Genomic DNA, 22,092 nt, shown 5'->3' on the forward strand with positions numbered 1-22,092 from the left:
CGGGACCCGAACGCGAGGAAGCGTGAAGAGAGGAGTGCAAGCAGGGATGCGAGGCCCGAGATCAAGTCGCCACCTCCTGGCGGTGCTGTCACTGGCCCTGCTGGCCGGGTGCGCTGCCTCCGGGGGCGGCCCCGAGCCGGTGGAGGACTATTTTGCCCGGGACCTGCCGGGTCTCGACCGCGGGCCACGCATGTCGCCGGTCGACAATCCCATCCTCGCCGCCCGGGGGCTGCGCAACCCGCCCCCGGCGCTCATCCGGCGTGCCCTGCTGGCCCAGCATCAGCGCTGGCTGGGCACCCCCTACCGGCTGGGCGGCACCACGCGTCGTGGCATCGACTGCTCGGCCCTGGTCCAGCACGTGTTCGCCGACACCTTCCGCCTGGAGTTGCCCCGCACGACCCTGCAGCAGGTGCACGAGGGCGAGCCGGTGGCCCGCAAGGCGCTGCGGCCGGGGGACCTGGTATTCTTTCGCCCGCCCGGGGTGAGTCGCCACGTCGGCATCTACGTCGGCGAGGGTCGCTTCCTGCATGCCTCCACCTCGCGGGGCGTCAAGCTCTCCTCCCTGGAGAACCGCTACTGGCGCCGCCACTTCTGGCAGGCTCGCCGACCGCTGGATACCGTCCGCCTGGCGAGGCGCCTCGAGTCCCACGCCCTGCTCAGCGGCGAGGGGTGAGCCCGGGCCCTCAGCGATTGGCCAGCACGAAGTCGACGAAGGCCTGCTCGGCCCGCGACAGGTAGGCCCCCTCGGCCCAGGCCAGGGACAGGTCGAGCCAGGCCGGGGGGTCGAAGGACACCGCCGCCAGCTCCGGCTCCTCCACCACCCGGCGCAGGAAGGTGGTGATCCCGAAGCCGCGGCTGACGATCGCCTTGGTCAGCGGGATCAGGTTCGACTCGAAAGCGACGTCAGCCTCGGCGCCGCGCTCCCGGGCCAGGATGTCGACGAACTCCCGGTGGAAATAGCCGTCCTGGAAGAGCACCAGCGGTTCGGCGAAGAAGGCCTCCGGTGTGACGCTCGTGCGGCCGGCGTAGGCGTGATCCCGGGGCACGCAGACCACCATTTCCTCCCGTACCAGGTGACGGCGTGTCAGATGGTGGCTGGCTCCGTCGTCGATGACCACACCGAGGTCCAGCTCGCCGGCGGCAATCATTTGCTGTAGGCGGCGGGCCCCGGCCTCCACGACAGTCAGGCGAAGGCCGGGGTAGCGTGACTTGAAGCCCATCAGCAGCGGCGGGAAATAGTAGGAACCGAGCATCGAGGGGATGCCGATGCGCAGATCTCCCTTGACCAGGTCGTGGAGCTCGCGCATTGCCAGGTGGGCGGCCTCGGCCCGCTCGACCACCGCCCGGGCCTGGTCGACGAAGGCCTCGCCCTCCGGGGTGAGGGCAATGCGGCGCTCGTGGCGCTGGAACAGCGTCAGGCCCAGGCGATGCTCGAGGTTGGCGATGGTCTGGCTGACCGCGGACTGGGCCACGTGCAACTCGCGGGCGGCCGCGCTGAAGCCGCCCCGGTTCACTACCGCGAGGAAGACGCCGAGGGTCCGCAGGTCGAAGGGTAGAGTCATAAGTCAATCCGATGGTTGTTATCACTATCTTCTGTTTGGCTTATGATTGTGCGCCGGCGATCATGCGCTTCCAACCCGGAGGTGACCATGATCGTTGTCCATAGCCGTTCCTGGTGGCGCGCCACCCTGGCGCTGTGCCTCGGCTCCTTTCTTGTCTTCATTAACCTTTACGTGCCGCAGCCGCTGCTGCCGTCCCTGCGTGAGGCCCATGGCGTCTCCACCCTGGCGGCCAACCTGGTCATGGCGGTCGCGACCCTGGCCCTGGCGGCGTCCCTGCTGGTCTACGGCCCCCTGTCGGATGCCATCGGCCGGGCCGGGATCATGCGCGTGACCCTGCTGCTGGCCGGGGCCCTGTCACTGGGCCTGGCCCTGGCGCCGAGCTTCGAGGCCCTGCTGGTGCTGCGCGCCGTGCAGGGCTTCGTGCTGGGCGGGCTGCCGGCGGTGGCAATCGCCTGGATGGGTGACGAGTTCGAGCCTCCTGCGCTGCTCTCGGCGGTGGGCCTCTACATCGGTGCCAACTCCCTGGGGGGCATCAGCGGGCGAGTGATCGGTGGCATGGTCGCGGAGGCGGGCGGCGTCTCGTTGAGTTTCCTGACGGTCGGCGGGCTGACCCTGGCCGGGGTGGCCCTGTTCTGGCGGCTGTTGCCCCCGGCACGGCATTTCGCCCCACGGCCCTTTCGCCTCGGCGAGGCCGCCGCGGGCCTGGTCGCTCACCTGCGCAACCCCTGGCTCCGGGGGGCCTACCTGCTCGGCGGGCTGAACTTCCTGGTGTTCATCAACCTGTACAGCTACATCGCCTTCCGCCTGGCGGAGGCTCCCTTCGGGCTGGGGGTGCGCTGGCTGGGGCTGCTGTTTCTCACCTACCTGGGGGGCACCCTGGGCTCGAGCCTCTCGGGCCGGCTATCGCGGCGGCTGTCGCAGCCGGCCTGCATGGCCCTGGGCACGCTGGTACTGCTGGGCGGGACCCTGATGACCCTGTCAGGGTCGCTGACGGTGATCCTGGCCGGGTTGACGGTCAATGCCTTCGGCTTCTTCCTGTCCCACTCCATGGCCTCCAGCTGGGTGGGGCGCCGGGCGACGCGGGCGCGCGGCAGCGCCTCGGCCCTCTATCTGGTCTTCTACTACTTGGGCGCGAGCCTCGGTGGGCTCTGGCTCGAGCCGTTCTGGCGCAGCGCCGGCTGGCCAGGGGTAGTGCTGGGCGCCTGGCTGGTGCTGGGCCTGACGCTGTCGATCGCCCTGCGCCTCTGGCGTCACGAGCGACATGGCGACGAGGGGCTCGCCGGCTGTACGTCGCAGTGAACGCGGGGCTCACTGGGAACCGCTGGCCTCGGCCTCGTCGGCCCAGATCTCCTTGAGCCGCTCCGAGCGGCCGCAGGCCGACTTGTAGTAGTTGTAGCGCATCGCATTCTCCTCGTAGAAGTTCTGGTGGTAATCCTCGGCCGGGTAGAAGGCCTCGAAGGCGATGATCTCGGTGGCGATGTCCTGGCCGAAGCGCTCGGCCACGGCCTCTCGACTGGCCTCGGCCTGCTCGCGCTGGGCGGCATTCGTGGGGAAGATGGCGCTCTGGTAGGTGTGGCCCTCGTCGCAGAACTGGCGGTCCTCGACGAAGGGGTCGATGTTGCGCCAGAAGACGTGGAGCAGGGTGTCATAGTCGACCGCGTCGGGGTCGTAGTCGACCTTCACCACCTCGATATGGCCGGTGCCCCCGGCGGAGACCTGCTCATAGGTCGGGTTCTCCTCCTGGCCCCCGCTGAAGCCGGAGGTGGTCTCGACCACGCCCTCGACCTTGTCGTAGGCCTCTTCCATGCACCAGAAGCAGCCACCGCCGAAGACGGCGCTCTCGGTGTCGGCGGCCAGGGCGGGGGATGTCAGAGCGGCGAAGAGCAGGATTGTACCCAAGCGGCGGCCAGTGGACGTGCTGGTCATGGTGTTGCTCCCTGTCTGAAGGATGTAGATTCAATAGTCCGATGGAAGTGGGAATCCTTACAAGTCGGAGTGTAAGGATTCCGATGTCGCCGCGACCGAGAGCGTTGTCCTGACCAGCGACCGGCTTTCACAGGGAGTGACCGAATTGACCAAACGACGCCTGATACTGCTTTGCCTGATCGCCCTTGCATTCGTGGCGTTCTTCCTCAGTGGCGCCGACCAGCTGCTGACGCTGGACAACCTGAAGGCCGAGCAGGCCCGCTTCCAGGCCTGGCTGGCCGAGGATCCCCTCACGGTGGCCGGTGGCTTCTTCGCCATCTACGTGGTGATGGCGGCGTTGTCGCTGCCGGGGGCGACTCTGCTGACCCTGCTGGGCGGCGCCCTCTTCGGCTTTGGCTGGGGGCTGCTGCTCATCTCCTTCGCCAGCAGCCTGGGGGCCACCCTGGCGGCGCTGATCGCCCGGACCCTGGCCCAGGAGCCCCTGGAACGGCGCTTCGCCCCCCAGCTCGAGCGCATCAATGCCGGCATCCGCCGCGAGGGGGCCTTCTACCTGTTCACCCTGCGGTTGATCCCGCTGTTCCCGTTCTTCGTCATCAACCTGGTGATGGGCCTGACGCGGATGCCTCTGACCACCTTCTACTGGGTCAGTCAGCTGGGCATGCTGCCGGGCACGGCCGTCTACGTGAACGCCGGACGCGAGCTGGGCCACCTGGAGTCGCTGGCGGGCATCCTCTCGCCGGGGCTGATCGGCTCCTTCGTGCTGGTCGGGCTCTTCCCTTGGGGGGCACGGGCCCTGGTGGGTATCGCCAAGCGTCGCCGGCTGGCCCGGCGCTTCGAGCGGCCGGCGCACTTCGATCGCGACATCGTGGTGATCGGCGGGGGCTCGGCGGGGCTGGTGGCAAGCTACATCGCCGCCGCGGTCAAGGCGCGAGTGACACTGGTGGAGCGCGACAGGCTGGGTGGCGACTGCCTGAATACCGGCTGCGTGCCCTCCAAGGCGCTGATCCGCGCGGCCCGGGTCGCCGACGAGATCCGCGAGGCCCCACGCTACGGTCTCCAGGCGGGGGAGCCGGCGATCGACTTCGCGGCGGTCATGAATCATGTCCATGGTGCCATCCGCGAGGTCGAGCCCCACGATAGCCGGGAGCGCTACGAGGGCCTGGGCGTGGAGGTGATCGCGGGGGAGGCATGCCTCGAGGATCCCTGGCGGGTCCGCCTCCGCGAGGGCGCAAGCGAGCGGGTCCTGTCCACCCGTCACGTGATCATCGCCAGTGGTGCCCGGCCACGGGTCCCGGCGCTGCCGGGCTTGGAAGAGATCGAGGTGCTGACCTCCGACAACCTCTGGCAGCTCGAGGCCCTGCCCGGTCGCCTGGTGGTCCTCGGCGGCGGGCCGATCGGCTGTGAGCTCGGCCAGAGCTTCGCGCGCCTGGGCAGTCGCGTCATCCTGGTGGAGATGGGCGACCAGCTGCTGCCGCGGGAGGACCGGGAGGTGGCCGAGGAGGTCGAAGCCGGGCTGCGCAGGGCGGGCGTCGAGGTTCGTCTGGGCTGCCGGGCGGTTCGTGTCAGAACCGGGGGGCCTGGGGAGGATCACGTGCTGGAGGTCGCCGGTGGTGGTGCGGACGAGACGGGGGCGCAGACGCTTCCCTTCGATCGCCTGCTGGTGGCCGTGGGTCGCCAGGCCAACGTCGAGGGCCTCGGCCTGGAGGCGCTGGGGGTGGAGACGCGACCCGACGGCAGCCTGGCGGTGGACGAGACCCTGCAGTCGGTGCTGCCCAACGTCTGGGCCTGCGGCGACGTCACCGGCCCCTACCAACTGACCCACGCCAGTGCGCACCAGGCCTGGCACGCCACGGTCAACGCCCTGTTCGGCGAGCTCAAGCGCTTCCGGGTCAGCTACCGGGCCTTGCCGGCGGTCACCTTCACCGACCCGGAGGTCGCCCGGGTCGGCCTCAACGAGCGCGAGGCCCTGGAGCGCGGCATTGCCTGCGAGATCACCCGCTACCCGCTCGCCGAGCTGGATCGCGCCATCGCCGACGGCCACCGTGGGGGCTTTGTCAAGGTGCTGACGGTCCCCGGCAAGGATCGCATCCTGGGGGCCACCCTGGTCGGCGAGGGGGCGGGAGAGATGCTGGCCGAGTTCACCCTGGCCATGACCCATGGCATCGGTCTCAACAAGCTGCTCGGGACCATCCACCCCTATCCGACGCGCTCCGAGGCGGTCAAGGCCACCGCCGGCGCCTGGAAGAACGCCCACAAGCCTGAGCGCCTGCTGGCGCTGCTCGCGCGCTATTTCACCTGGCGCCGGAGCTGAGCCCCGGCACGGCCAAGACCGAGGAGACACCATGCTCGACCGCTGGACCATGCCGTTGACCCAGAGACCTCTGCTGCGCCTGGCCCGCTGGCTGGCCGTCGCCGGCGTTCGGCCGGACCAGGTCACCCTCCTGGCCTTCCTGATCGGCATGCTGGCGCTGCCGCTGCTGGCCGGGGAAGCCTATGGCTGGGCCCTGGTAGCAGTGCTGGTCAACCGGCTCGGCGACGGCCTGGACGGCGCCCTGGCACGGCTCACGCATCGTGCCAGTGACGCCGGGGGATTCCTGGACATCGGCCTCGACTTCGTCTTTTATGCCGCCGTGGTGCTGGGCTTCGCCCTGGCCGATCCGGCCGCCAACGCCCTCGCCGCGGCGGTATTGCTGTTCGCCTTCATCGGCACCGGCACCTCCTTCCTGGCCTTTGCGATCATGGCCGCCCGGCACGGGCTGGACCGTCCGCACTTCCAGCAGAAGGCCTTCTACTACCTGCATGGCCTCACCGAGGGTACCGAGACGGTGCTCGCCCTGGTGGCCTTCTGTCTGTGGCCAGGTCAGTTTCCCCTCCTGGCCCTGGCGTTCGCGGCGGCCTGCCTGGTCACCACCGCGATGCGCCTGTGGGGCGGCTATGGCACCCTCAAGGCCCTGACAGGGAAGGCCGGCTGAACGGGGTGGCCAGCAAGGCGTACACGCAAAAAGGGGGCAGCCAGCGGCTTGCCCCCTTTCCTGCGACGCATGGCGAGGCCACACGTCGTGTGTCGTGACGACCGATCAGTGCTCGTGACCGCCCTCGCCATGGACGTGGCCGTGCTCGATCTCTTCCTGGCTGGCTTCGCGAACCTCGGCGATCTCGACGTCGAAGTTGAGGGTCTGGCCGGCCAGCGGGTGGTTGCCGTCGACGGTGACGGTGTCACCCTCGACCTGGGTCACGGTGACCATCAGCGGTCCGCCCTGGGTCTGGGCCTGGAACTGCATGCCGGGCTCCACGTCCTCGACACCCTGGAAGGCATCGCGCGGCACTTCCTGCACCAGCTGCGGCTGGACTTCACCGTAGCCTTCCTCCGGCGAGACCTTGGCCTGGAGCGTGTCGCCTGCCGCACGACCTTCCATTTCCTTCTCGAGACCCGGAATGATGTTGCCGGCGCCGTGGAGGTAGGTCAGCGGCTCGCGGCCTTCCGAGCTGTCCAGCACTTCACCTGCATCGTTGGTCAGGGTGTAGTGGAAGGCGACAACGGAATTCTGCGCAATCTGCATTGATGAACCTTTGGTGAGTGCATGTAAGGGAGCATGGTAACGTGGCATCCGGGGAGCTGTCAGGGGCGCGGGACAATTTTCAGGTTGGGAAGGGGTATCCTGAGCGACATTCACGTCTTCGCGGCGTGGTTGCGTGGCCCTGCCGGCAGGGATACCCTTGCAGGATTCGATTTCCCCACCTGCCATTGATGTCCCTGCTGGAGACCGCCATGACCGTGACCCTGATCTGGCTGATCGCCTTCGCCGTGATCCTCTTCCTGTGCCTTTCCCGCTGGGAGGCCTCCGTCAGCGCGCTGCTGAGCAAGCTGCTGCCCGCCGTGCTGCGCAGCGAGGATGATCGCTGGGTGTGGAGCCCGGCCATCGCCGTGCTGGGGGCCACCGCCATCGTGCGGCCGGTGGATCTGCTGCTGACCCTGATCCTTATCGGCCTGATCACCTGGGGCATCACCAAGCTGGCCGGCTGGGCGATGAACAAGGTCGACATGCACTGAGGCTGCCTCCGGCGATGCCTCGAACGGCGAAGGCCCGCGGACGCGTTCCGCGGGCCTTTTGCTTGCCATCATGCCCTCCGGGCAGCGCCGTGAGGGATCAGTAGGGCACCACGCTCACGCTGGTGCCGCTGCCGACCAGCCGCACCCGCTGGCCGACCTGGAAGGCCTGGTCGGCCTTCTGCACGATCACCACGCTCTGGCCATTGTCCTTGCGGACCTCGATCTCCCAGGCGGGAATGCGATTGCTGGACTCCTCGATCTTGCTGCCGGCCACGGCACCGCCCAGTGCGCCCGCCACGGTCGCCAGCTGGCGTCCCGAGCCGCCGCCGACCTGGTTGCCGAGCAGGCCGCCGATGACCGCGCCGCCGCCGCCGCCGAGCAGGCCTCCGGCCCGGCTATCGGCCTGGATCTGTACCCGCCGCAGGGCGGTGATGGTGCCGAAGGTCACGCTCTGGGCGGCCTTGGCCTGGTTGCCGGTGTAGACGTTGCCCGAATAGGGCGCCGTGTTGGCACAGCCGGCCAGGGTCAGGGTGCCCAGGACCAGGACGGGAAGAAGACGTTTCATGCAGGACCTCCTTGGCGTCATGGGCGCACCGTCTCGGTGGAGCGCCCTTCCGGTGGAGTCACGAGTCTAGCGAGGTGACCGGGATTGGCCAACCGCTCGCCCCGGGACGCAGCGCGGAACGAAAAAAGGGGAGGCCGGGCCTCCCCAAGGGTTCCAGTCTTGTCGTCTTCGACGCCGATCAGCCGAACTGGTTCATGGTGTTGTCCTTGCCGCCGGCCTTGAGCGCCGCCTCGCCGTGGAAAAACTCCTTGTGGTCGTCACCGATGTTGGAGCCGGCCATGTCCTGATGCTTGACGGTGGCGATGCCCTCGCGGATCTCGCGACGCTGGACGCCCGCCACGTAGGCCAGCATGCCTTCCTCGCCGAAGTAGCCCTTGGCCAGGTTGTCGGTGGACAGGGCCGCGGTGTGGTAGGTCGGCAGGGTGATGAGGTGGTGGAAGATACCGGCCTCGCGGGCCCCGTCGCGCTGGAAGTTGCGGGTCCACTCGTCGGCCAGGGCCGCCAGCTCGGTGTCGTCGTACTTGGCGTTCATCAGGTCGGCGCGGTCGTAGGCGCTGAGGTCGCGGCCCTCCTGCTCCCAGGCATCGAAGACCTGCTGGCGGAAGTTCAGGGTCCAGTTGAAGGAAGGCGAGTTGTTGTAGACCAGCTTGGCGTCCGGGCAGACCTCGCGGATGCGGTTGACCATGCCGGCGATCTGGCCGACGTGGGGCTTCTCGGTCTCGATCCACAGCAGGTCGGCGCCGTTCTGCAGGCTGGTGATGCAGTCCAGCACCACCCGGTCCTCGCCGGTGCCCGGCTTGAACTCGTAGAGGCCAGAGGCGAGGCGCTTGACCTTGACCAGCTTGCCGTTCTGTTTGATCACCACGTCGCCGTTGTTGATGTCCTCGGCCTTCTCGATCTCGTCGCCATCCAGGTAGCTGTTGTACTGGTCGCCCAGGTCGCCGGGCTCGTTGGTCACGGCGATCTTCTGGGTCAGGCCGGCGCCCAGGGAGTCGGTACGGGCAACGATCACGCCGTCTTCGACGCCAAGCTCGAGGAAGGCGTAGCGCACGGCATTGATCTTGGCGATGAAGTCCTCGTGGGGCACGGTGACCTTGCCGGCCTGGTGGCCGCACTGCTTCTCGTCGGAGACCTGGTTCTCGATCTGGATGCAGCAGGCGCCTGCCTCGATCATCTTCTTGGACAGCAGGTAGGTCGCCTCGGCGTTGCCGAAACCGGCATCGATGTCGGCGATGATCGGCACGACGTGGGTCTCGAAGTTGTCGATCTTGGCGACCAGTTCGTCGGCCTTGGCGCTGTCACCGGCCTTCCTGGCCTCTTCCAGTTCGCGGAACAGGTGGTTGAGCTCCCAGGCGTCGGCCTGGCGCAGGAAGGTGTAGAGCTCTTCGATCAGGCTCGGCACGCTGGTCTTCTCGTGCATGGACTGGTCGGGCAGGGGACCGAACTCGCTGCGCAGCGCGGCGACCATCCAGCCGGAAAGGTAGAGGTAGCGGCCCTTGGTCTCGCCGAAATGCTTCTTGATGGAGATCAGCTTCTGCTGGCCGATGAAGCCGTGCCAGCAGCCCAGCGACTGGGTGTACTTGGCGTTGTCGGCGTCATAGGCGGCCATGTCCTCGCGCATGATCTTGGCGGTGTAGCGGGCGATATCGAGGCCGGTCTGGAAGCGGTTCTGCAGCCTCAGGCGGGCGGCATGCTCGGGGTTGATGTTGTCCCACTTGCCGCGCTGGGCCTCGCGAAGCTGGGTCAGTGCCTGGAGTTCGTCTTTGAATGCTGCCATGGGGCCATCCTCTCGATCGCTGGGGTATCTCGTCTCGACGGCGTCACCGGGGGCGGCGTCGTCACCGCTGGAATCGCCTGCTGCACCATTCGGCATGGCCTTATGCTGCACCTGCGAAGTCCTGTTAGGTTCATAGAGTTCACAGGGCCTGTCTCTAGGGCCTTGGTCGAACCCGGGCGAGTGGGGACGCGGGGCCTCGACTACAGGCGAGCGGTCCGCTCCGCTGACTCCCTCACACGTCTTGGGGATCACTATGACCCGGCATGGCGGGCGTGAACAATTGATCCTTGGGGGCAGGCAGCGTTGTAGCCCGACTACAGGAAGGCCTGGCAACGGGCCTTCCTTGTAGTCGGGTTTCCCGGCTAGGGGGCGGGAGGTCTCAGTCGCGCAGCCGACGGACCATGTTGCGATGCGGGATGCCGGCATCGAGAAAGACCTCGCCATGGGCCTGAAAGTCCAGCCGCTCATAGAAGGCGAGGGCCTGGGTCTGGGCCGCCAGTTCCACGGCGGCGCAGCCGCGCCGGCGGGCGGCCTCGATGGCCGCCTCCATCAGCGCCACGCCAATGCCCAGGCCGCGGGCGGCTTCCAGCACGGCGACGCGGCCGATATGGCCGTCGGGCAGCAGGCGCGCGGTGCCCACCGCGGCGCCGTCGTGCCAGGCCAGGAAGTGGGTGCAGCCCGGGTCGCGGCCGTCCCATTCCTCCTCGAGGGGGACCCGCTGCTCTTCGATAAAGACAAGGCGGCGGATCTCTGAGGCAGCCTCGCCCAGGGTCTCCCAGTCACCGACCTCGATACGTGTAGTCGCGTTCATGGGCTCACTCCTCCTCGTCCCAGGGCCAGGCCAGACTGCCGGCGTCGAGCAGGCGGGCGAGCATGCGGGGGGCATCCTCATGGACCAGCAGGCCGGCGTCGACAGGCTCGCCATCGGCCAGGGCCCGTGCCAGGCCGATGGAGCAGGGCAGGCCGTCGCCGTCGGCGAACAAGGTCGCCCGGTCGTCGTCCAGGTCGCGCCAGGCGAAGCGCGAGCCGGGGCTGCGCTCCAGGGCGTCACCTGCTTGTAGTGCCGCGACAAGCGCATCCCGGCTGGTGGGGGTCTCGGCCGGCACCAGCTGGTCGACGTACTTGGGCTGGGTCATCACCCGGCCGAACCACTGGGCCAGCTGGTCCGGGTCGTCGAGGGCCTCGAGGATCAGTGCCCGCATGCGGGCAAGCGCCGCATCGTCGAGCTCGGCCGGGTCGGCGGGCGGCGCCATGCCGGCGTCGGCGTAGCGCCGCGAGGCCGGCAGCTGTTCGCCGATGTAGTCGGCGAAGGAGGTGATGGCCTCGTCGGCCGAGGGGGCGCGGAAGCCTACCGAGAAGGTCATGCAGTCCGCGGACTGGCTGACACCATGGTGGGCCCAGGCCGGAGGCAGGTAGAGCATGTCGCCGGGCTCCAGGATCCAGTCCTGGCCCGCCTCGACCTCGAAGCGCTCGAGGATGCGCAGGTCGATACCGTCGAGGATCGGGGCCTCGTCGGGGACCTTGCCGCCGAGTTGCCAGCGCCGCTGGCCGCTGGCCTGGAGCAGGAAGACGTCGTACTGGTCCACGTGGGGGCCGACGCTGCCGCCGGGCGGCGCATAGCTGACCATGATGTCGTCGAGCCGCCAGCGGGGCAGGAAGGTGAAGTGCTCGAGCAGTGCGGCCACCTCGGGCACGTAGTGGTCCACCGCCTGTACGAGCAGGGTCCAGTCGCGCTCCGGCAGCCGGGCGAAGGTGGCCTCATCGAATGGGCCGTGGCTGACCTGCCAGGGACCCTCGAGGCCGCGCTCCTCGATCAGCCGGGCCTCGATGTTGTCCTCGCAGGCCAGCCCCGCCAGCTCGTCGGGCTCGAGGGGGCTCTCGAAGTCGGGGAAGGCGCCGCGGATCAGCAGCGGTTTGCGCTGCCAGTGGTCGCGCAGGAAGTCGGTGGCGGAGAGGCCGCCGAGCAGGGTGAGGGGTTCGTCTCGTGACATGGTCTCGCGCTCGCGAAGGGGTAAAACGGCGACAGGCGCCGTCTGGCGCCTGTCGGGATACTAGCATGTCGCTGGCCGGGGCAGCGGGGGGAACGGCTGTTCCGGGGACAGGTCCCGGAGAGCCGGACCTCTCGAGGGCGCTGTGAACCCTTCCCTGGGCGCTACCTTTGCCCTGCGGCACTAAAGCAACCTGCGCCGCTTGCAGGACCTGGGTTGGCCATCCTGGCCAACCCGCTCGGCGGGAAGAACATTCACTGGATGTTCTTCTCCTTCCGCCTCGCCCATGGCAAAGGACCCTCTTCAGGCCTGTCCCCGGCGCCGCTCACCATCGCCGTCAGCTTCCGGCTTACAGCCTGCGCGCCTGGGCCTCGGCATTGCCGATATAGCGGGCCGGGGTCAGCGCCTTGAGCTCGTCCTTGACCTCGGCAGGCAGCTCCAGGGAGTCAATGAAGGCGGCGAAGCCGGCCTGGTCGATACGCTTGCCGCGGGTCAGCTCCTTGAGCTTCTCGTAGGGTTTCTCGATGCCGTAACGGCGCATCACCGTCTGGATCGGCTCGGCCAGCACCTCCCAGCTGTTGTCGAGATCCTCGGCCAGGCGTGCCGGGTTGGCCTCGAGCTTGCCGATGCCCTTCAGCGAGGCCTGGTAGGCGACCATGGCGTAGGCCAGGCCGACGCCCAGGTTGCGCAGCACGGTGGAGTCGGTGAGGTCGCGCTGCCAGCGGGAGATCGGCAGCTTCTCGGCCAGATGGCCGAGCACGGCATTGGCGAGTCCCAGGTTGCCCTCGGAGTTCTCGAAGTCGATCGGGTTGACCTTGTGGGGCATGGTGGAGGAGCCGATCTCGCCGGCCACGGTGCGCTGCTTGAAGTAGCTCAGCGAGATATAGCCCCAGACGTCGCGATCGAAGTCGATCAGCACGGTATTGAAGCGGCAGATGGCGTCGAACAGCTCGGCGATGTAGTCGTGGGGCTCGATCTGGGTGGTGTAGGGGTTGAAGGTCAGTCCCAGCCCCTCGACGAAGGTGCGGGCGTTGGCCTCCCAGTCGATTTCCGGGTAGGTGGCCAGATGGGCATTGTAGTTGCCCACGGCACCGTTGACCTTGCCGAGGATCTCCACGGCCTCGATCTGCTTGAGCTGGCGGCGCAGGCGGTAGGCCACGTTGGCCATTTCCTTGCCGAGGGTGGTGGGGCTCGCCGTCTGGCCGTGGGTGCGCGAGAGCATCGGCTGGGCCGCCTGTTCCTCGGCCAGGCGGGCCACCTCGTCGGCCACCTGGTGCATCATCGGCAGCAGCGTGGCGAGACCCTCGCGCAGCATCAGGCCGTGGGACAGGTTGTTGATGTCCTCGCTGGTGCAGGCGAAGTGTACGAACTCGGTGATGGCATGCAGCTCCGGCGTATCGGCGATGCGCTCCTTGATGAAGTATTCCACCGCCTTGACGTCATGGTTGGTGGTGCGCTCGATGTCCTTGATACGCTCGGCATCGGCCACCGAGAAGTCCCGCACCAGGGCATCCAGGACCGCGGTGGCCTCGGCGGAAAGCGGCGGTACCTCGGTGATCTGGGGGTGGCCGGCGAGGCGCTGCAGCCAGCGGGCCTCGACGGTGACCCGGGCACGGATCAGCCCGAACTCGCTGAAGTGCTCGCGCAGGGCCTCGGCCTTGCTGCCGTAGCGGCCATCGACGGGGGAAAGGGCGGTGAGAGCGGTCAGGGGGAGAGACGTAGGCTGCATGGATCGTGTTCCGGGTGGGCGTGGAGGATAAGGATTCAGTTCAGGGTGTCGAGGGTCTTCTTGAGGCTGCCGCGCTGGAAGACCAGCTTCCAGCGGCGGCCTCCCTGCTGGTGCCAGAGCAGGGCGAAGCGGATGCCGGCGAGCAGGCAGGCACGCACGCGCTCGGGCATCATGCGGCTCTGCAGTAGCGAGGGGTCGCCCTGGACGACGATGCGGGTCTTGAAGGTGGAGATAGTGTCCTGGTAGGCCTCGCCGAGACTGGCGATGACGTTCTCGTGGGTCTCGCCGAAATGCTCGGCCTGGCCCTGGATGCGCGTCAGGCGTCGGCCCAGCTCGTCCATCATGTCGTCGTTGCCGCGCAGCTTGTTCATCAGCATCAGCAGCGAGAAGCCATAGCGCATCACCACCGGGTTGGCCTGGCGGCGGCCCAGCACGCTCTCCAGGACCTCGAGTCCACGACGCAGGTTGTTGGGGTGGCCGCCGTAGATGGCCTCGAAGCTCGACGGGTTGGTGTCCAGGGTGGCGTGGATCAGGGTCTCCCAGGCGCGCTGGTCGACCTGGCCGGTGCGGGCCAGTTCGTCGACCAGGCTGGCGGCCTGGAAGACCCCGGCCAGCGCCAGGGTCTGGCGGGCCGCCGGGGTTTCCGGGGCCCGGTGGATCGGCGTGGTGCCGTTCATCGACGGGTCTCCGTGGCGTTCCAGGTGTCGCGAATCACGCCGCCGCCCAGACAGACGTCGCCGTCATAGAGCACCAGCGACTGGCCCGGCGTCACCGCCCGCTGGGCGGCGTCGAAGCGGACCTCGACGCCGCCGTCGGCATTGACCCGCATGTGGCAGGGCACGTCGGCCTGACGGTAGCGGGTCTTGGCGGTGAGGCGAGCCTCGCCGGCCGGTGGCTCGCCGGCCACCCAGTCCATGGCCTCGGTGACCAGGCTGTCGGTGTAGAGCAGGGGATGGTGCTTGCCCTGGACGGCGACCAGCACGTTTCGCGCCAGGTCCTTGCCGGCCACGTACCAGGGGTCCTCCGGGTAGTCGGCCAGGCCGCCGATGCCCAGCCCCTGGCGCTGGCCCAGGGTGTAGTACATCAGTCCCATGTGCTCGCCGATGGTGTCGCCGTCGGGGGTCTCGATGGTGCCGGGCTGGGCCGGCAGGTACTGCTTCAGGAAGTCGCGGAAGCGCCGCTCGCCGATAAAGCAGATGCCGGTCGAGTCCTTCTTGCGTGCGGTGACCAGATCATGGCGCTCGGCCAGCGCCCGGACCTCGGGCTTCTCGAGTTCCCCCACCGGGAAGAGGGTGCGGGCGATGGCGGCCTCGGGGACGGCGTGCAGGAAGTAACTCTGGTCCTTGTTGGCATCGTGCCCCTTGAGCAACCGCGGTCGGCCGTCACGCACGGCCTCGCGCACGTAGTGGCCGGTGGCGATCCGCTCGGCGCCGAGCATCTCGGCATACTCGAGGAACACCTTGAACTTGATCTCGCGGTTGCAAAGGATGTCCGGGTTCGGGGTGCGACCGGCCTGGTACTCGGCGAGGAAGTGCTCGAAGACATTGTCCCAGTACTCGGCGGCGAAATTGGCGGTGTGCAGGGGAATGCCGAGCCTGGCGCACACGGCCTCGGCGTCCGCCAGGTCCTCCTTGGCGGTACAGTACTCGGTGCCGTCGTCCTCGTCCCAGTTCTTCATGAACAGGCCTTCGACCTCGTAGCCCTGTTCCAGCAGCAGCAGGGCGGATACGGAGGAGTCGACACCGCCGGACATGCCGACGATGACCTTGCCTTGGGTGGCTGTCATGGCGCTCTCGGATTGGATGGGTCGCAAATGGGGCAGGATTATACACGACACTGGCTTCGAGCTTCGAGCTTCGAGCTTCGAGCTTCGAGCTTCGAGCTTCGAGCTTCGAGCTTCAGGCTTCGCAAGGCGTGGCCTACCGCTCGTGAAGCACGTCCATGGGAAAGGTGCGTCCGGCCAGGGCGTCGCGCAGCCGGCGCATGACCAGGGGGCTGCGCAGCCGGCCTTGCCGCTCCAGGGCTTCCAGCTCCTCGAGGGTCAACCAGTGCACGGCCTGGATCGCCGGGTCGAGGGCGTTGCCCAGGTGAGCCAGGGCCATGCCGAAGAAGGCGTGACTGTGGAAGGTCTTGCCGTCCGGGGCCGCGAAGACGTAGAGGCCCAGATAGTCGGTGATGCCGACCTGCCAGGCGGTCTCCTCGCGCAACTCGCGGAGGGCAGCGTCGCGAATGCGCTCGCCGGGCTCCAGGTGGCCGGCGGGCTGGTTGAACAGGGTGTGGGGACCACCGCGGTCCTCCTCCACCATCAGGTAGCGCCCGGCGCGCTCGACCACGGTGGCGACGGTGACGAAGGGTTGCCAGCGGCTCATGGGCGTTTCCTCGGCGGGCGGCGGCGCTGGGCCGGCGGCTTGGGTGCATGCAGGGTCTCGCGGCGCCACTCGCCGGGGGCCAGGCCATCGAGCCGCCAGGGACCGATGGCCACCCGCACCAGGCGCAGAGTGGGGTGCCCGACATGGGCGGTCATGCGCCGGACCTGGCGGTTGCGCCCTTCCTCGATGGTCAGCTCCAGCCAGCTGGTGACGGGGTGGCGGCGGGGATCCAGCGGAGGGTCGCGCTCCGGCAGGTCGCTCGTTGCCAGGCGGCGCACTCTGGCCGGCCGGGTTCGCCCGTCCTTGAGCGCCACGCCCCCGCGTAGGGCCTTGAGGGCCGTTTCGTCGGGGACGCCCTCCACCTGGACCCGGTAGGTCTTGGGCTGCTTGTGGCGCGGATGGCTGATGCGGTGGATCAGCTCGCCGTCGTCGGAAAGCAGCAGCAGGCCTTCCGAGTCGTGGTCCAGACGTCCGGCGGGATAGATGCCCGGCACGTCGATGACGTCAGCCAGGGTCGCCCGGCGTTCGCCCTCGTCCGACGCGCGGTCGGTGAACTGGGAGAGCATGCGATAGGGCTTGTGCAGGAGATAGAGGGCGCTCATTCGACCAACGTCTTGCTACCATGGATTGTCGACAAATATGGGGCCAAGCCTACTCCGAGCGACGGGGTGAATGCTATACTCCGCGCTCCACTGAACAGACCAGACAGGGGAGTTCTCAATGGGGTTCCAGAAAATTGTCGTTCCCGAGGGCGGCACCAAGATCACCGTCAACGCCGACAACACCCTGAACGTGCCGAATGATCCGATCATCCCGTTCATCGAGGGTGACGGTATCGGTGTCGACGTGACGCCGGCCATGAAGATCGCCATCGATTCCGCCGTGCAGAAGGCCTACAACGGCGAGCGCAAGATCCACTGGATGGAGGTCTATGCCGGCGAGAAGGCCACCCAGGTCTACGACGCCGACACCTGGCTGCCGGAAGAGACCCTCGAAGCGGTCAAGGACTACGTGGTCTCCATCAAGGGCCCGCTGACCACCCCGGTGGGCGGAGGCATCCGCTCCCTGAACGTCGCCCTGCGCCAGAAGCTCGACCTCTATGTCTGCCAGCGTCCGGTGCGCTGGTTCGAGGGCGTGCCGAGCCCGGTGAAGAAGCCCGGTGACGTGGACATGGTGATCTTCCGCGAGAACTCCGAGGACATCTACGCCGGCGTCGAGTGGAAGGCCGGTACCCCGGAAGCCGACAAGGTGATCAAGTTCCTGCGCGAGGAAATGGGTGTCACCAACATCCGCTTCCCCGAGATGTGCGGTATCGGCGTCAAGCCGGTCTCCGAGGAAGGCACCAAGCGCCTGGTCCGTCAGGCCATCCAGTATGCGGTGGACAACGACCGCGCCTCGGTGACCCTGGTGCACAAGGGCAACATCATGAAGTTCACCGAGGGGGCCTTCAAGGACTGGGGCTACGAGATCGCCAAGGACGAGTTCGGTGCCGAGCTGCTCGACGGCGGTCCCTGGATGACCTTCAAGAACCCCAAGACCGGCAAGGACATCGTGGTCAAGGACGTGATCGCCGACGCCATGCTGCAGCAGATCCTGCTGCGTCCGGCCGAGTACGAGGTCATCGCCACCCTGAACCTCAACGGTGACTACATCTCCGACGCCCTGGCCGCGGAAGTCGGCGGCATCGGTATCGCACCGGGCGCCAACCTCTCCGACGCCGTGGCCATGTTCGAGGCGACCCATGGCACCGCGCCCAAGTACGCCGGCCAGGACAAGGTCAACCCGGGCTCGCTGATCCTCTCCGCCGAGATGATGCTGCGTCACATGGGCTGGGTCGAGGCCGCCGATCTGGTGCTCAAGGGCATGGAGAAGGCGATCTCCAAGGGTGAGGTCACCTACGACTTCCATCGCCAGATGGAAAACGCCACCCTGTTCAAGTGCTCCGAGTTCGGCCAGGCCGTCGCCGACAACATGTAACGTCCGGCGCCGCGACCTGGGCCCCCGTCCGCCTGGCGGACGGGGGCCCTTTTGCGTCCTGGCCGCCCCGGGCGTGAACCCTGCCGACCCGGCGGCGTCCAATCACGGTTGAGGCGCGCCGCGGCGCTCGGCTTGTCGATATCGATAGTGATGCTTATGTTCAAGAGAAAGGAGGAGGGCATGGTGGACCGTCTCGCTATGCCCCGAGCCGGGATGACGCGTCCCTCGGGGCCTGAGGAGGAAGGCGACGACGACCTGGCGGTCCAGGCGTCGGAGCCCGAGCTGGCGCGGCCGCCGATGTACAAGGTGGTACTGCACAACGATGACTTCACGCCCATGGAGTTCGTCGTGGAGGTCCTGCAGAGTTTCTTCAACATGGATAGCGAGACCGCGGTGCAGGTGATGCTGGCCGTGCATACTCAGGGCAAGGCCACCTGTGGCGTCTTCACCCGTGACATTGCGGAAACCAAGAGTCATCAAGTCAATCAATATGCGCGAGAGTGCCAGCATCCGTTGCTGTGCGACATCGAGGCAACGGATTGACCGTCGGCATGGTCGAAGGGTGAGTGGCGTGCGTTGGCGGGGTGACTTGCAACGCCGTCGTTTGTACCCGATGTTGATGATGCCGGACCGAGATAGATCCGACGCAAGCCCTAAGCGGCGAGAAGGGGACTGCCATGCTGAGCAAAGAACTTGAACTGACCCTGAACACGGCCTTCACCGTGGCGCGCTCCAAGCGTCACGAGTTCATGACCGTGGAGCACCTGCTGCTGGCGCTGCTCGACAATGCCTCGGCGGCCGATGTGCTGCGTGCCTGCGGGGCCAACCTCGACAAGCTGCGGTCCGACCTGCAGGACTTCATCAATTCCACCACGCCGCTGATTCCCGAGGATCAGGGCGACCGCGAGACCCAGCCGACCCTGGGCTTCCAGCGCGTCCTGCAGCGCGCCGTCTTCCACGTGCAGTCCTCCGGCAAGAGCGAGGTCACCGGGGCCAACGTGCTGGTGGCGATCTTCTCCGAACAGGAGAGCCAGGCCGTCTACTTCCTCAAGCAACAAAACGTGGCTCGGGTGGACGCCGTCAACTACATTGCCCACGGCATCTCCAAGGTCTCCGGCCATGGCCACAGCCCCAGCTCCCCGTCCCCAGAGGCCGAGGATGCCGAGGAAGCCGGCGGCGAGCCCGGCGGTAACCCGCTCACCGGCTACGCCACCAACCTCAACGAGCAGGCGCGGATGGGCAAGATCGATCCGCTGATCGGGCGTGACCATGAGCTCGAGCGGGTGGTGCAGATCCTTGCGCGTCGGCGCAAGAACAATCCCCTGCTGGTGGGCGAGGCCGGCGTCGGCAAGACCGCCATCGCCGAGGGGTTGGCCAAGCGTATCGTCGAGGAGGATGTGCCCGAGGTGATCGGCGACGCCGTCGTCTACTCCCTGGACATGGGTGCCCTGCTGGCCGGCACCAAGTACCGCGGCGACTTCGAGAAACGCCTCAAGAGCCTGTTGGCCGAGCTGCGCAAGCAGCCCAATGCCATCCTGTTCATCGACGAGATCCATACCGTGATCGGCGCCGGTGCCGCCTCCGGTGGCGTGATGGACGCCTCCAACCTGCTCAAGCCGCTGCTGTCCTCCGGCGAGCTGCGCTGCATCGGCTCCACCACCTTCCAGGAGTTCCGTGGCATCTTCGAGAAGGATCGGGCGCTGGCCCGGCGCTTCCAGAAGGTCGATGTCATGGCGCCTTCGGTGGAGGACACCATCCGTATCCTCAAGGGGCTGCGCTCGCGCTTCGAGGAGCACCACCGCCTCAAGTACACCGATGCGGCCCTGGAAAGCGCCTCGCGGCTGGCGGATCGCTACATCAATGACCGCCACCTGCCCGACAAGGCCATCGACGTGATCGACGAGGCCGGGGCCCACCAGCGGCTGCTGCCGCCGGAGGTCCGGGTCGACACCATCGACGTCGACCAGGTCGAGGCGGTGGTCGCCTCCATCGCGCGGATTCCGCCGAAGAGCGTGTCCAGCTCCGACCGCAAGCTGCTGGCCAATATCGACCGCGACCTCAAGATGCTGGTGTTCGGCCAGGACGAGGCCATCGACAGCCTGGCGGCGGCCATCAAGCTGTCCCGGGCGGGGCTCAAATCGCCGGACAAGCCGGTGGGCAGCTTCCTGTTCGCCGGTCCCACCGGCGTCGGCAAGACCGAGGTGGCCCGCCAGTTGGCGCATATCATGGGTATTGACCTGGTGCGCTTCGACATGTCGGAGTACATGGAACGGCACACCGTGTCGCGGCTGATCGGGGCGCCTCCCGGCTACGTCGGCTACGACCAGGGTGGCCTGCTCACCGAGGCGATCACCAAGCAGCCCCACTGCGTGTTGCTGCTCGACGAGATCGAGAAGGCCCATCCCGAGGTCTTCAACCTGCTGTTGCAGGTGATGGACCACGGTCGCCTGACCGACAACAATGGCCGCGAGGCGGATTTCCGTCACGTGATCCTGATCATGACCTCCAATGCCGGGGTCGAGCAGGCCACGCGGCGCTCCATCGGCTTCCAGACCCAGGATCACTCCACCGATGCCATGGAGGTCATCCGCAAGACCTTCTCGCCGGAGTTCCGCAACCGCCTGGATGGCATCATCCAGTTCCATGCCCTGCCCACCGCGGTGGTGCGCAACGTGGTCGACAAGTTCCTGATCGAGCTCCAGGCGCAGCTGGACGAGAAGCGCGTGCAGCTCGATGTGGACGACGCCGCCCGCGACTGGCTGGCCGAGAAGGGCTATGATCCGGACATGGGGGCCAGGCCGATGGCGCGGCTGATCCAGGAGAAGCTCAAGAAGCCGCTGGCCGAGCTGATCCTGTTCGGTGAGCTGGCCGAGCATGGCGGGGTGGTGCACGTCAGCGTCGAAGACGGCGAGTTGCACCTGGCCTCGGAGTCGGAGCTGGCCGACGCGCCCTGATTCGGCGCGTCAACCGCTCCCCACGACACAGCGCCCTGTCTGCGGACGGGGCGTTGTTCATTGGGGAGGCGCGATCGGTAAGAGGGCCGGCTGGCCCGGCAGGGCTCAGCGGGAACGGTAGACGATGCGGCCCTTGGACAGGTCATAGGGAGTCAGCTCGACCTTGACCTTGTCGCCGGTGAGGATACGGATGTAGTTCTTGCGCATCTTGCCCGAGATGTGGGCGGTCACCACGTGGCCGTTCTCGAGTTCGACCCGGAACATGGTGTTGGGCAGCGTGTCGACGACGACGCCTTCCATTTCGATATGGTCTTCGCGTGCCATATAGGCGATTCCTCGCTGGTGATAACGAAAAAAACGAGCGGCACGTGATGCGTCTTGTGCGCCTGTGCCGATCAGGATAGCGCGATATTGTGCCGCATGCCGGTCGTCAAGGCAAAAGGGCCGGCCCCGTTCAGGTGGGAACCAGCCGGCGCCAATGGCGTCCCTCGAGCATTTCCAGCGGCTGGAAGGCCTGCTTGTAGGCCATCTTGCGGCATTCGCGGATCCAGTAGCCCAGGTAGACGTGCGGCAGACCCAGCCGGCGGGCGCGCTCGATCAGGCTGAGCACGGCAAAGGTGCCCAGAGAGCGACGCTCGAAGGCCTCGGCAGGGTCGAAGAAGGTGTAGATGGCCGAGAGGCCATGCTCCAACTGGTCGAACGCCGACACGGCCAGCAGGCGGCCATCGAGGCGCAGCTCCAGCAGGCGCGCATAGTCCTGGTCAAGGGTCAGGAAGGTGCGGTACTGCTCATGGCTCGGCGGGTACATGTCGCCGTCGCTGTGCCGGGTGCGGATATAATGCGCATAGAGGGCATAGTGCTCGGCATCGAAGAGGGCGGGGCGTACCCGCAGCTCGAGGTCGGCATTGCGCCGGGTCAGCTTGCGCTGGGTACGGCTGGGGGCGAAGTCGGCCACCGGGATGCGCACGGAAATGCAGGCACTGCAGCCCTCGCAGTGGGGACGGTAGAGGTGCCGGCCGCTGCGGCGGAAGCCCAGCAGGGCGAGGGCGTCGTAGACGCCGACGCCCGGTGACTCCTGGGGATCGAGGAACAGGGTCGTCGCCTCGCGTCCTTCCAGGTAGCTGCAGGCGTGCGGCACGGTCAGGAAGAACCGCAGGTCGCGTATCGGCTGCCGGGGAGTATTGCTGCTCAAGG

22 protein-coding genes are annotated in these 22,092 nt (G+C 67.4%); 8 read left to right on the plus strand and 14 right to left on the minus strand.

Annotation, left to right across the window (positions count from 1 at the left end; translation table 11 throughout):
• The first annotated feature begins 46 nt into the window (after positions 1 to 46).
• Positions 47 to 673: a C40 family peptidase gene (locus tag EKG36_RS17595; protein ID WP_126486489.1), complete on the plus strand. Its 627-nt coding sequence runs from the start codon at positions 47 to 49 to the stop codon at positions 671 to 673.
• Between the two features lie 10 nt (positions 674 to 683).
• Here EKG36_RS17595 and EKG36_RS17600 read toward each other — a convergent pair whose 3' ends face one another.
• Positions 684 to 1,562, minus strand: coding sequence for a LysR family transcriptional regulator (locus tag EKG36_RS17600; protein WP_126486491.1), 879 nt, complete (start codon positions 1,560 to 1,562; stop codon positions 684 to 686).
• Between the two features lie 87 nt (positions 1,563 to 1,649).
• Here EKG36_RS17600 and EKG36_RS17605 point away from each other — a divergent pair, with 87 nt between their 5' ends.
• Positions 1,650 to 2,861, plus strand: a complete 1,212-nt coding sequence (locus EKG36_RS17605) for an MFS transporter (RefSeq protein ID WP_126486493.1) — start codon at positions 1,650 to 1,652, stop codon at positions 2,859 to 2,861.
• 9 nt (positions 2,862 to 2,870) lie between these two features.
• Here EKG36_RS17605 and msrA read toward each other — a convergent pair whose 3' ends face one another.
• Entirely contained in the window at positions 2,871 to 3,488 is a 618-nt protein-coding gene (gene msrA / locus EKG36_RS17610) for a peptide-methionine (S)-S-oxide reductase MsrA (protein WP_126486495.1), read from the minus strand.
• A gap of 145 nt (positions 3,489 to 3,633) precedes the next feature.
• Between msrA and EKG36_RS17615 the strand changes: the two genes are divergently transcribed.
• Together EKG36_RS17615 and EKG36_RS17620 are read left to right on the plus strand one after the other, a co-directional pair.
• Complete coding sequence (locus EKG36_RS17615) at positions 3,634 to 5,799, plus strand: FAD-dependent oxidoreductase (protein WP_126486497.1); 2,166 nt, start codon at positions 3,634 to 3,636, stop codon at positions 5,797 to 5,799.
• 31 nt (positions 5,800 to 5,830) lie between these two features.
• On the plus strand, positions 5,831 to 6,460 hold the full coding sequence (locus tag EKG36_RS17620) for a CDP-alcohol phosphatidyltransferase family protein (protein WP_126486499.1): 630 nt from the start codon (positions 5,831 to 5,833) through the stop codon (positions 6,458 to 6,460).
• A gap of 105 nt (positions 6,461 to 6,565) precedes the next feature.
• Here the strand turns inward: EKG36_RS17620 and EKG36_RS17625 are convergent, their stop codons facing one another.
• Entirely contained in the window at positions 6,566 to 7,048 is a 483-nt protein-coding gene (locus tag EKG36_RS17625; RefSeq protein ID WP_126486501.1) for an FKBP-type peptidyl-prolyl cis-trans isomerase, read from the minus strand.
• A 209-nt stretch (positions 7,049 to 7,257) separates the two neighbouring features.
• Here EKG36_RS17625 and EKG36_RS17630 point away from each other — a divergent pair, with 209 nt between their 5' ends.
• A complete protein-coding gene (locus EKG36_RS17630) occupies positions 7,258 to 7,539 on the plus strand; it encodes a hypothetical protein (protein ID WP_126486503.1) in 282 nt (93 codons plus the stop codon).
• Positions 7,540 to 7,636: 97 nt separating this feature from the next.
• On the opposite strand, the gene EKG36_RS17635 is transcribed toward EKG36_RS17630, so the two are convergent.
• The 9 genes from EKG36_RS17635 to EKG36_RS17675 form a co-directional block, all read right to left on the minus strand.
• Positions 7,637 to 8,104, minus strand: a complete 468-nt coding sequence (locus EKG36_RS17635; protein WP_126486505.1) for an outer membrane lipoprotein — start codon at positions 8,102 to 8,104, stop codon at positions 7,637 to 7,639.
• Positions 8,105 to 8,282: 178 nt separating this feature from the next.
• Positions 8,283 to 9,881, minus strand: a complete 1,599-nt coding sequence (locus tag EKG36_RS17640; RefSeq protein ID WP_126486507.1) for an isocitrate lyase — start codon at positions 9,879 to 9,881, stop codon at positions 8,283 to 8,285.
• A gap of 379 nt (positions 9,882 to 10,260) precedes the next feature.
• Positions 10,261 to 10,692, minus strand: a complete 432-nt coding sequence (locus EKG36_RS17645) for a GNAT family N-acetyltransferase (RefSeq protein WP_126486509.1) — start codon at positions 10,690 to 10,692, stop codon at positions 10,261 to 10,263.
• Between the two features lie 4 nt (positions 10,693 to 10,696).
• Entirely contained in the window at positions 10,697 to 11,872 is a 1,176-nt protein-coding gene (locus EKG36_RS17650; RefSeq protein ID WP_126486511.1) for a cupin domain-containing protein, read from the minus strand.
• 346 nt (positions 11,873 to 12,218) lie between these two features.
• On the minus strand, positions 12,219 to 13,598 hold the full coding sequence (gene purB / locus EKG36_RS17655) for an adenylosuccinate lyase (RefSeq protein ID WP_126486513.1): 1,380 nt from the start codon (positions 13,596 to 13,598) through the stop codon (positions 12,219 to 12,221).
• Between the two features lie 35 nt (positions 13,599 to 13,633).
• Positions 13,634 to 14,275, minus strand: coding sequence for a high frequency lysogenization protein HflD (gene hflD, locus EKG36_RS17660; RefSeq protein WP_126486515.1), 642 nt, complete (start codon positions 14,273 to 14,275; stop codon positions 13,634 to 13,636).
• Positions 14,272 to 15,384 (minus strand): tRNA 2-thiouridine(34) synthase MnmA, encoded by a 1,113-nt coding sequence (gene mnmA / locus EKG36_RS17665; RefSeq protein WP_126486517.1) that lies wholly within the window; start codon positions 15,382 to 15,384, stop codon positions 14,272 to 14,274. Before mnmA ends, hflD begins: the two co-directional genes overlap by 4 nt.
• Positions 15,385 to 15,517: 133 nt before the next feature.
• Complete coding sequence (locus EKG36_RS17670) at positions 15,518 to 15,967, minus strand: NUDIX domain-containing protein (protein WP_126486519.1); 450 nt, start codon at positions 15,965 to 15,967, stop codon at positions 15,518 to 15,520.
• On the minus strand, positions 15,964 to 16,569 hold the full coding sequence (locus tag EKG36_RS17675) for a pseudouridine synthase (RefSeq protein ID WP_126486521.1): 606 nt from the start codon (positions 16,567 to 16,569) through the stop codon (positions 15,964 to 15,966). Before EKG36_RS17675 ends, EKG36_RS17670 begins: the two co-directional genes overlap by 4 nt.
• 118 nt (positions 16,570 to 16,687) lie before the next feature.
• On the opposite strand from EKG36_RS17675, the gene icd reads away from it, so the two are divergent.
• The 3 genes from icd (at position 16,688) to clpA (ending at position 20,898) form a co-directional block, all read left to right on the plus strand.
• The gene (gene icd / locus EKG36_RS17680) at positions 16,688 to 17,944 is read left to right on the plus strand and encodes an NADP-dependent isocitrate dehydrogenase (RefSeq protein WP_126486523.1); all 1,257 of its coding nucleotides are present in this window, start codon (positions 16,688 to 16,690) and stop codon (positions 17,942 to 17,944) included.
• Between the two features lie 180 nt (positions 17,945 to 18,124).
• Positions 18,125 to 18,487, plus strand: a complete 363-nt coding sequence (clpS, locus tag EKG36_RS17685) for an ATP-dependent Clp protease adapter ClpS (RefSeq protein ID WP_185827604.1) — start codon at positions 18,125 to 18,127, stop codon at positions 18,485 to 18,487.
• A gap of 134 nt (positions 18,488 to 18,621) precedes the next feature.
• Positions 18,622 to 20,898 (plus strand): ATP-dependent Clp protease ATP-binding subunit ClpA, encoded by a 2,277-nt coding sequence (clpA, locus tag EKG36_RS17690; RefSeq protein WP_126486525.1) that lies wholly within the window; start codon positions 18,622 to 18,624, stop codon positions 20,896 to 20,898.
• A 105-nt stretch (positions 20,899 to 21,003) separates the two neighbouring features.
• Here the strand turns inward: clpA and infA are convergent, their stop codons facing one another.
• Complete coding sequence (infA, locus tag EKG36_RS17695; RefSeq protein ID WP_013332816.1) at positions 21,004 to 21,222, minus strand: translation initiation factor IF-1; 219 nt, start codon at positions 21,220 to 21,222, stop codon at positions 21,004 to 21,006.
• A gap of 130 nt (positions 21,223 to 21,352) precedes the next feature.
• Positions 21,353 to 22,090, minus strand: coding sequence for an arginyltransferase (locus EKG36_RS17700; RefSeq protein ID WP_126486527.1), 738 nt, complete (start codon positions 22,088 to 22,090; stop codon positions 21,353 to 21,355).
• Positions 22,091 to 22,092 lie beyond the last annotated feature (2 nt).

Origin of the sequence: Halomonas nitroreducens (assembly GCF_003966155.1) — a bacterium.
Lineage (GTDB): Bacteria > Pseudomonadota > Gammaproteobacteria > Pseudomonadales > Halomonadaceae > Halomonas > Halomonas nitroreducens.

Coding starts and splice junctions, on each gene's coding strand:
- purB (WP_126486513.1), bottom strand. CDS start 13,598: ATGCAGCCTACGTCTCTCCCCCTGACCGCTCTCACCGCCCTTTCCCCC.
- clpS (WP_185827604.1), top strand. CDS start 18,125: ATGGTGGACCGTCTCGCTATGCCCCGAGCCGGGATGACGCGTCCCTCG.
- EKG36_RS17675 (WP_126486521.1), bottom strand. CDS start 16,569: ATGAGCGCCCTCTATCTCCTGCACAAGCCCTATCGCATGCTCTCCCAG.
- EKG36_RS17670 (WP_126486519.1), bottom strand. CDS start 15,967: ATGAGCCGCTGGCAACCCTTCGTCACCGTCGCCACCGTGGTCGAGCGC.
- EKG36_RS17645 (WP_126486509.1), bottom strand. CDS start 10,692: ATGAACGCGACTACACGTATCGAGGTCGGTGACTGGGAGACCCTGGGC.
- EKG36_RS17625 (WP_126486501.1), bottom strand. CDS start 7,048: ATGCAGATTGCGCAGAATTCCGTTGTCGCCTTCCACTACACCCTGACC.
- EKG36_RS17605 (WP_126486493.1), top strand. CDS start 1,650: ATGATCGTTGTCCATAGCCGTTCCTGGTGGCGCGCCACCCTGGCGCTG.
- icd (WP_126486523.1), top strand. CDS start 16,688: ATGGGGTTCCAGAAAATTGTCGTTCCCGAGGGCGGCACCAAGATCACC.
- clpA (WP_126486525.1), top strand. CDS start 18,622: ATGCTGAGCAAAGAACTTGAACTGACCCTGAACACGGCCTTCACCGTG.
- mnmA (WP_126486517.1), bottom strand. CDS start 15,384: ATGACAGCCACCCAAGGCAAGGTCATCGTCGGCATGTCCGGCGGTGTC.
- hflD (WP_126486515.1), bottom strand. CDS start 14,275: ATGAACGGCACCACGCCGATCCACCGGGCCCCGGAAACCCCGGCGGCC.
- EKG36_RS17650 (WP_126486511.1), bottom strand. CDS start 11,872: ATGTCACGAGACGAACCCCTCACCCTGCTCGGCGGCCTCTCCGCCACC.
- EKG36_RS17620 (WP_126486499.1), top strand. CDS start 5,831: ATGCTCGACCGCTGGACCATGCCGTTGACCCAGAGACCTCTGCTGCGC.
- EKG36_RS17595 (WP_126486489.1), top strand. CDS start 47: ATGCGAGGCCCGAGATCAAGTCGCCACCTCCTGGCGGTGCTGTCACTG.
- EKG36_RS17635 (WP_126486505.1), bottom strand. CDS start 8,104: ATGAAACGTCTTCTTCCCGTCCTGGTCCTGGGCACCCTGACCCTGGCC.
- EKG36_RS17600 (WP_126486491.1), bottom strand. CDS start 1,562: ATGACTCTACCCTTCGACCTGCGGACCCTCGGCGTCTTCCTCGCGGTA.
- infA (WP_013332816.1), bottom strand. CDS start 21,222: ATGGCACGCGAAGACCATATCGAAATGGAAGGCGTCGTCGTCGACACG.
- EKG36_RS17630 (WP_126486503.1), top strand. CDS start 7,258: ATGACCGTGACCCTGATCTGGCTGATCGCCTTCGCCGTGATCCTCTTC.
- EKG36_RS17640 (WP_126486507.1), bottom strand. CDS start 9,881: ATGGCAGCATTCAAAGACGAACTCCAGGCACTGACCCAGCTTCGCGAG.
- msrA (WP_126486495.1), bottom strand. CDS start 3,488: ATGACCAGCACGTCCACTGGCCGCCGCTTGGGTACAATCCTGCTCTTC.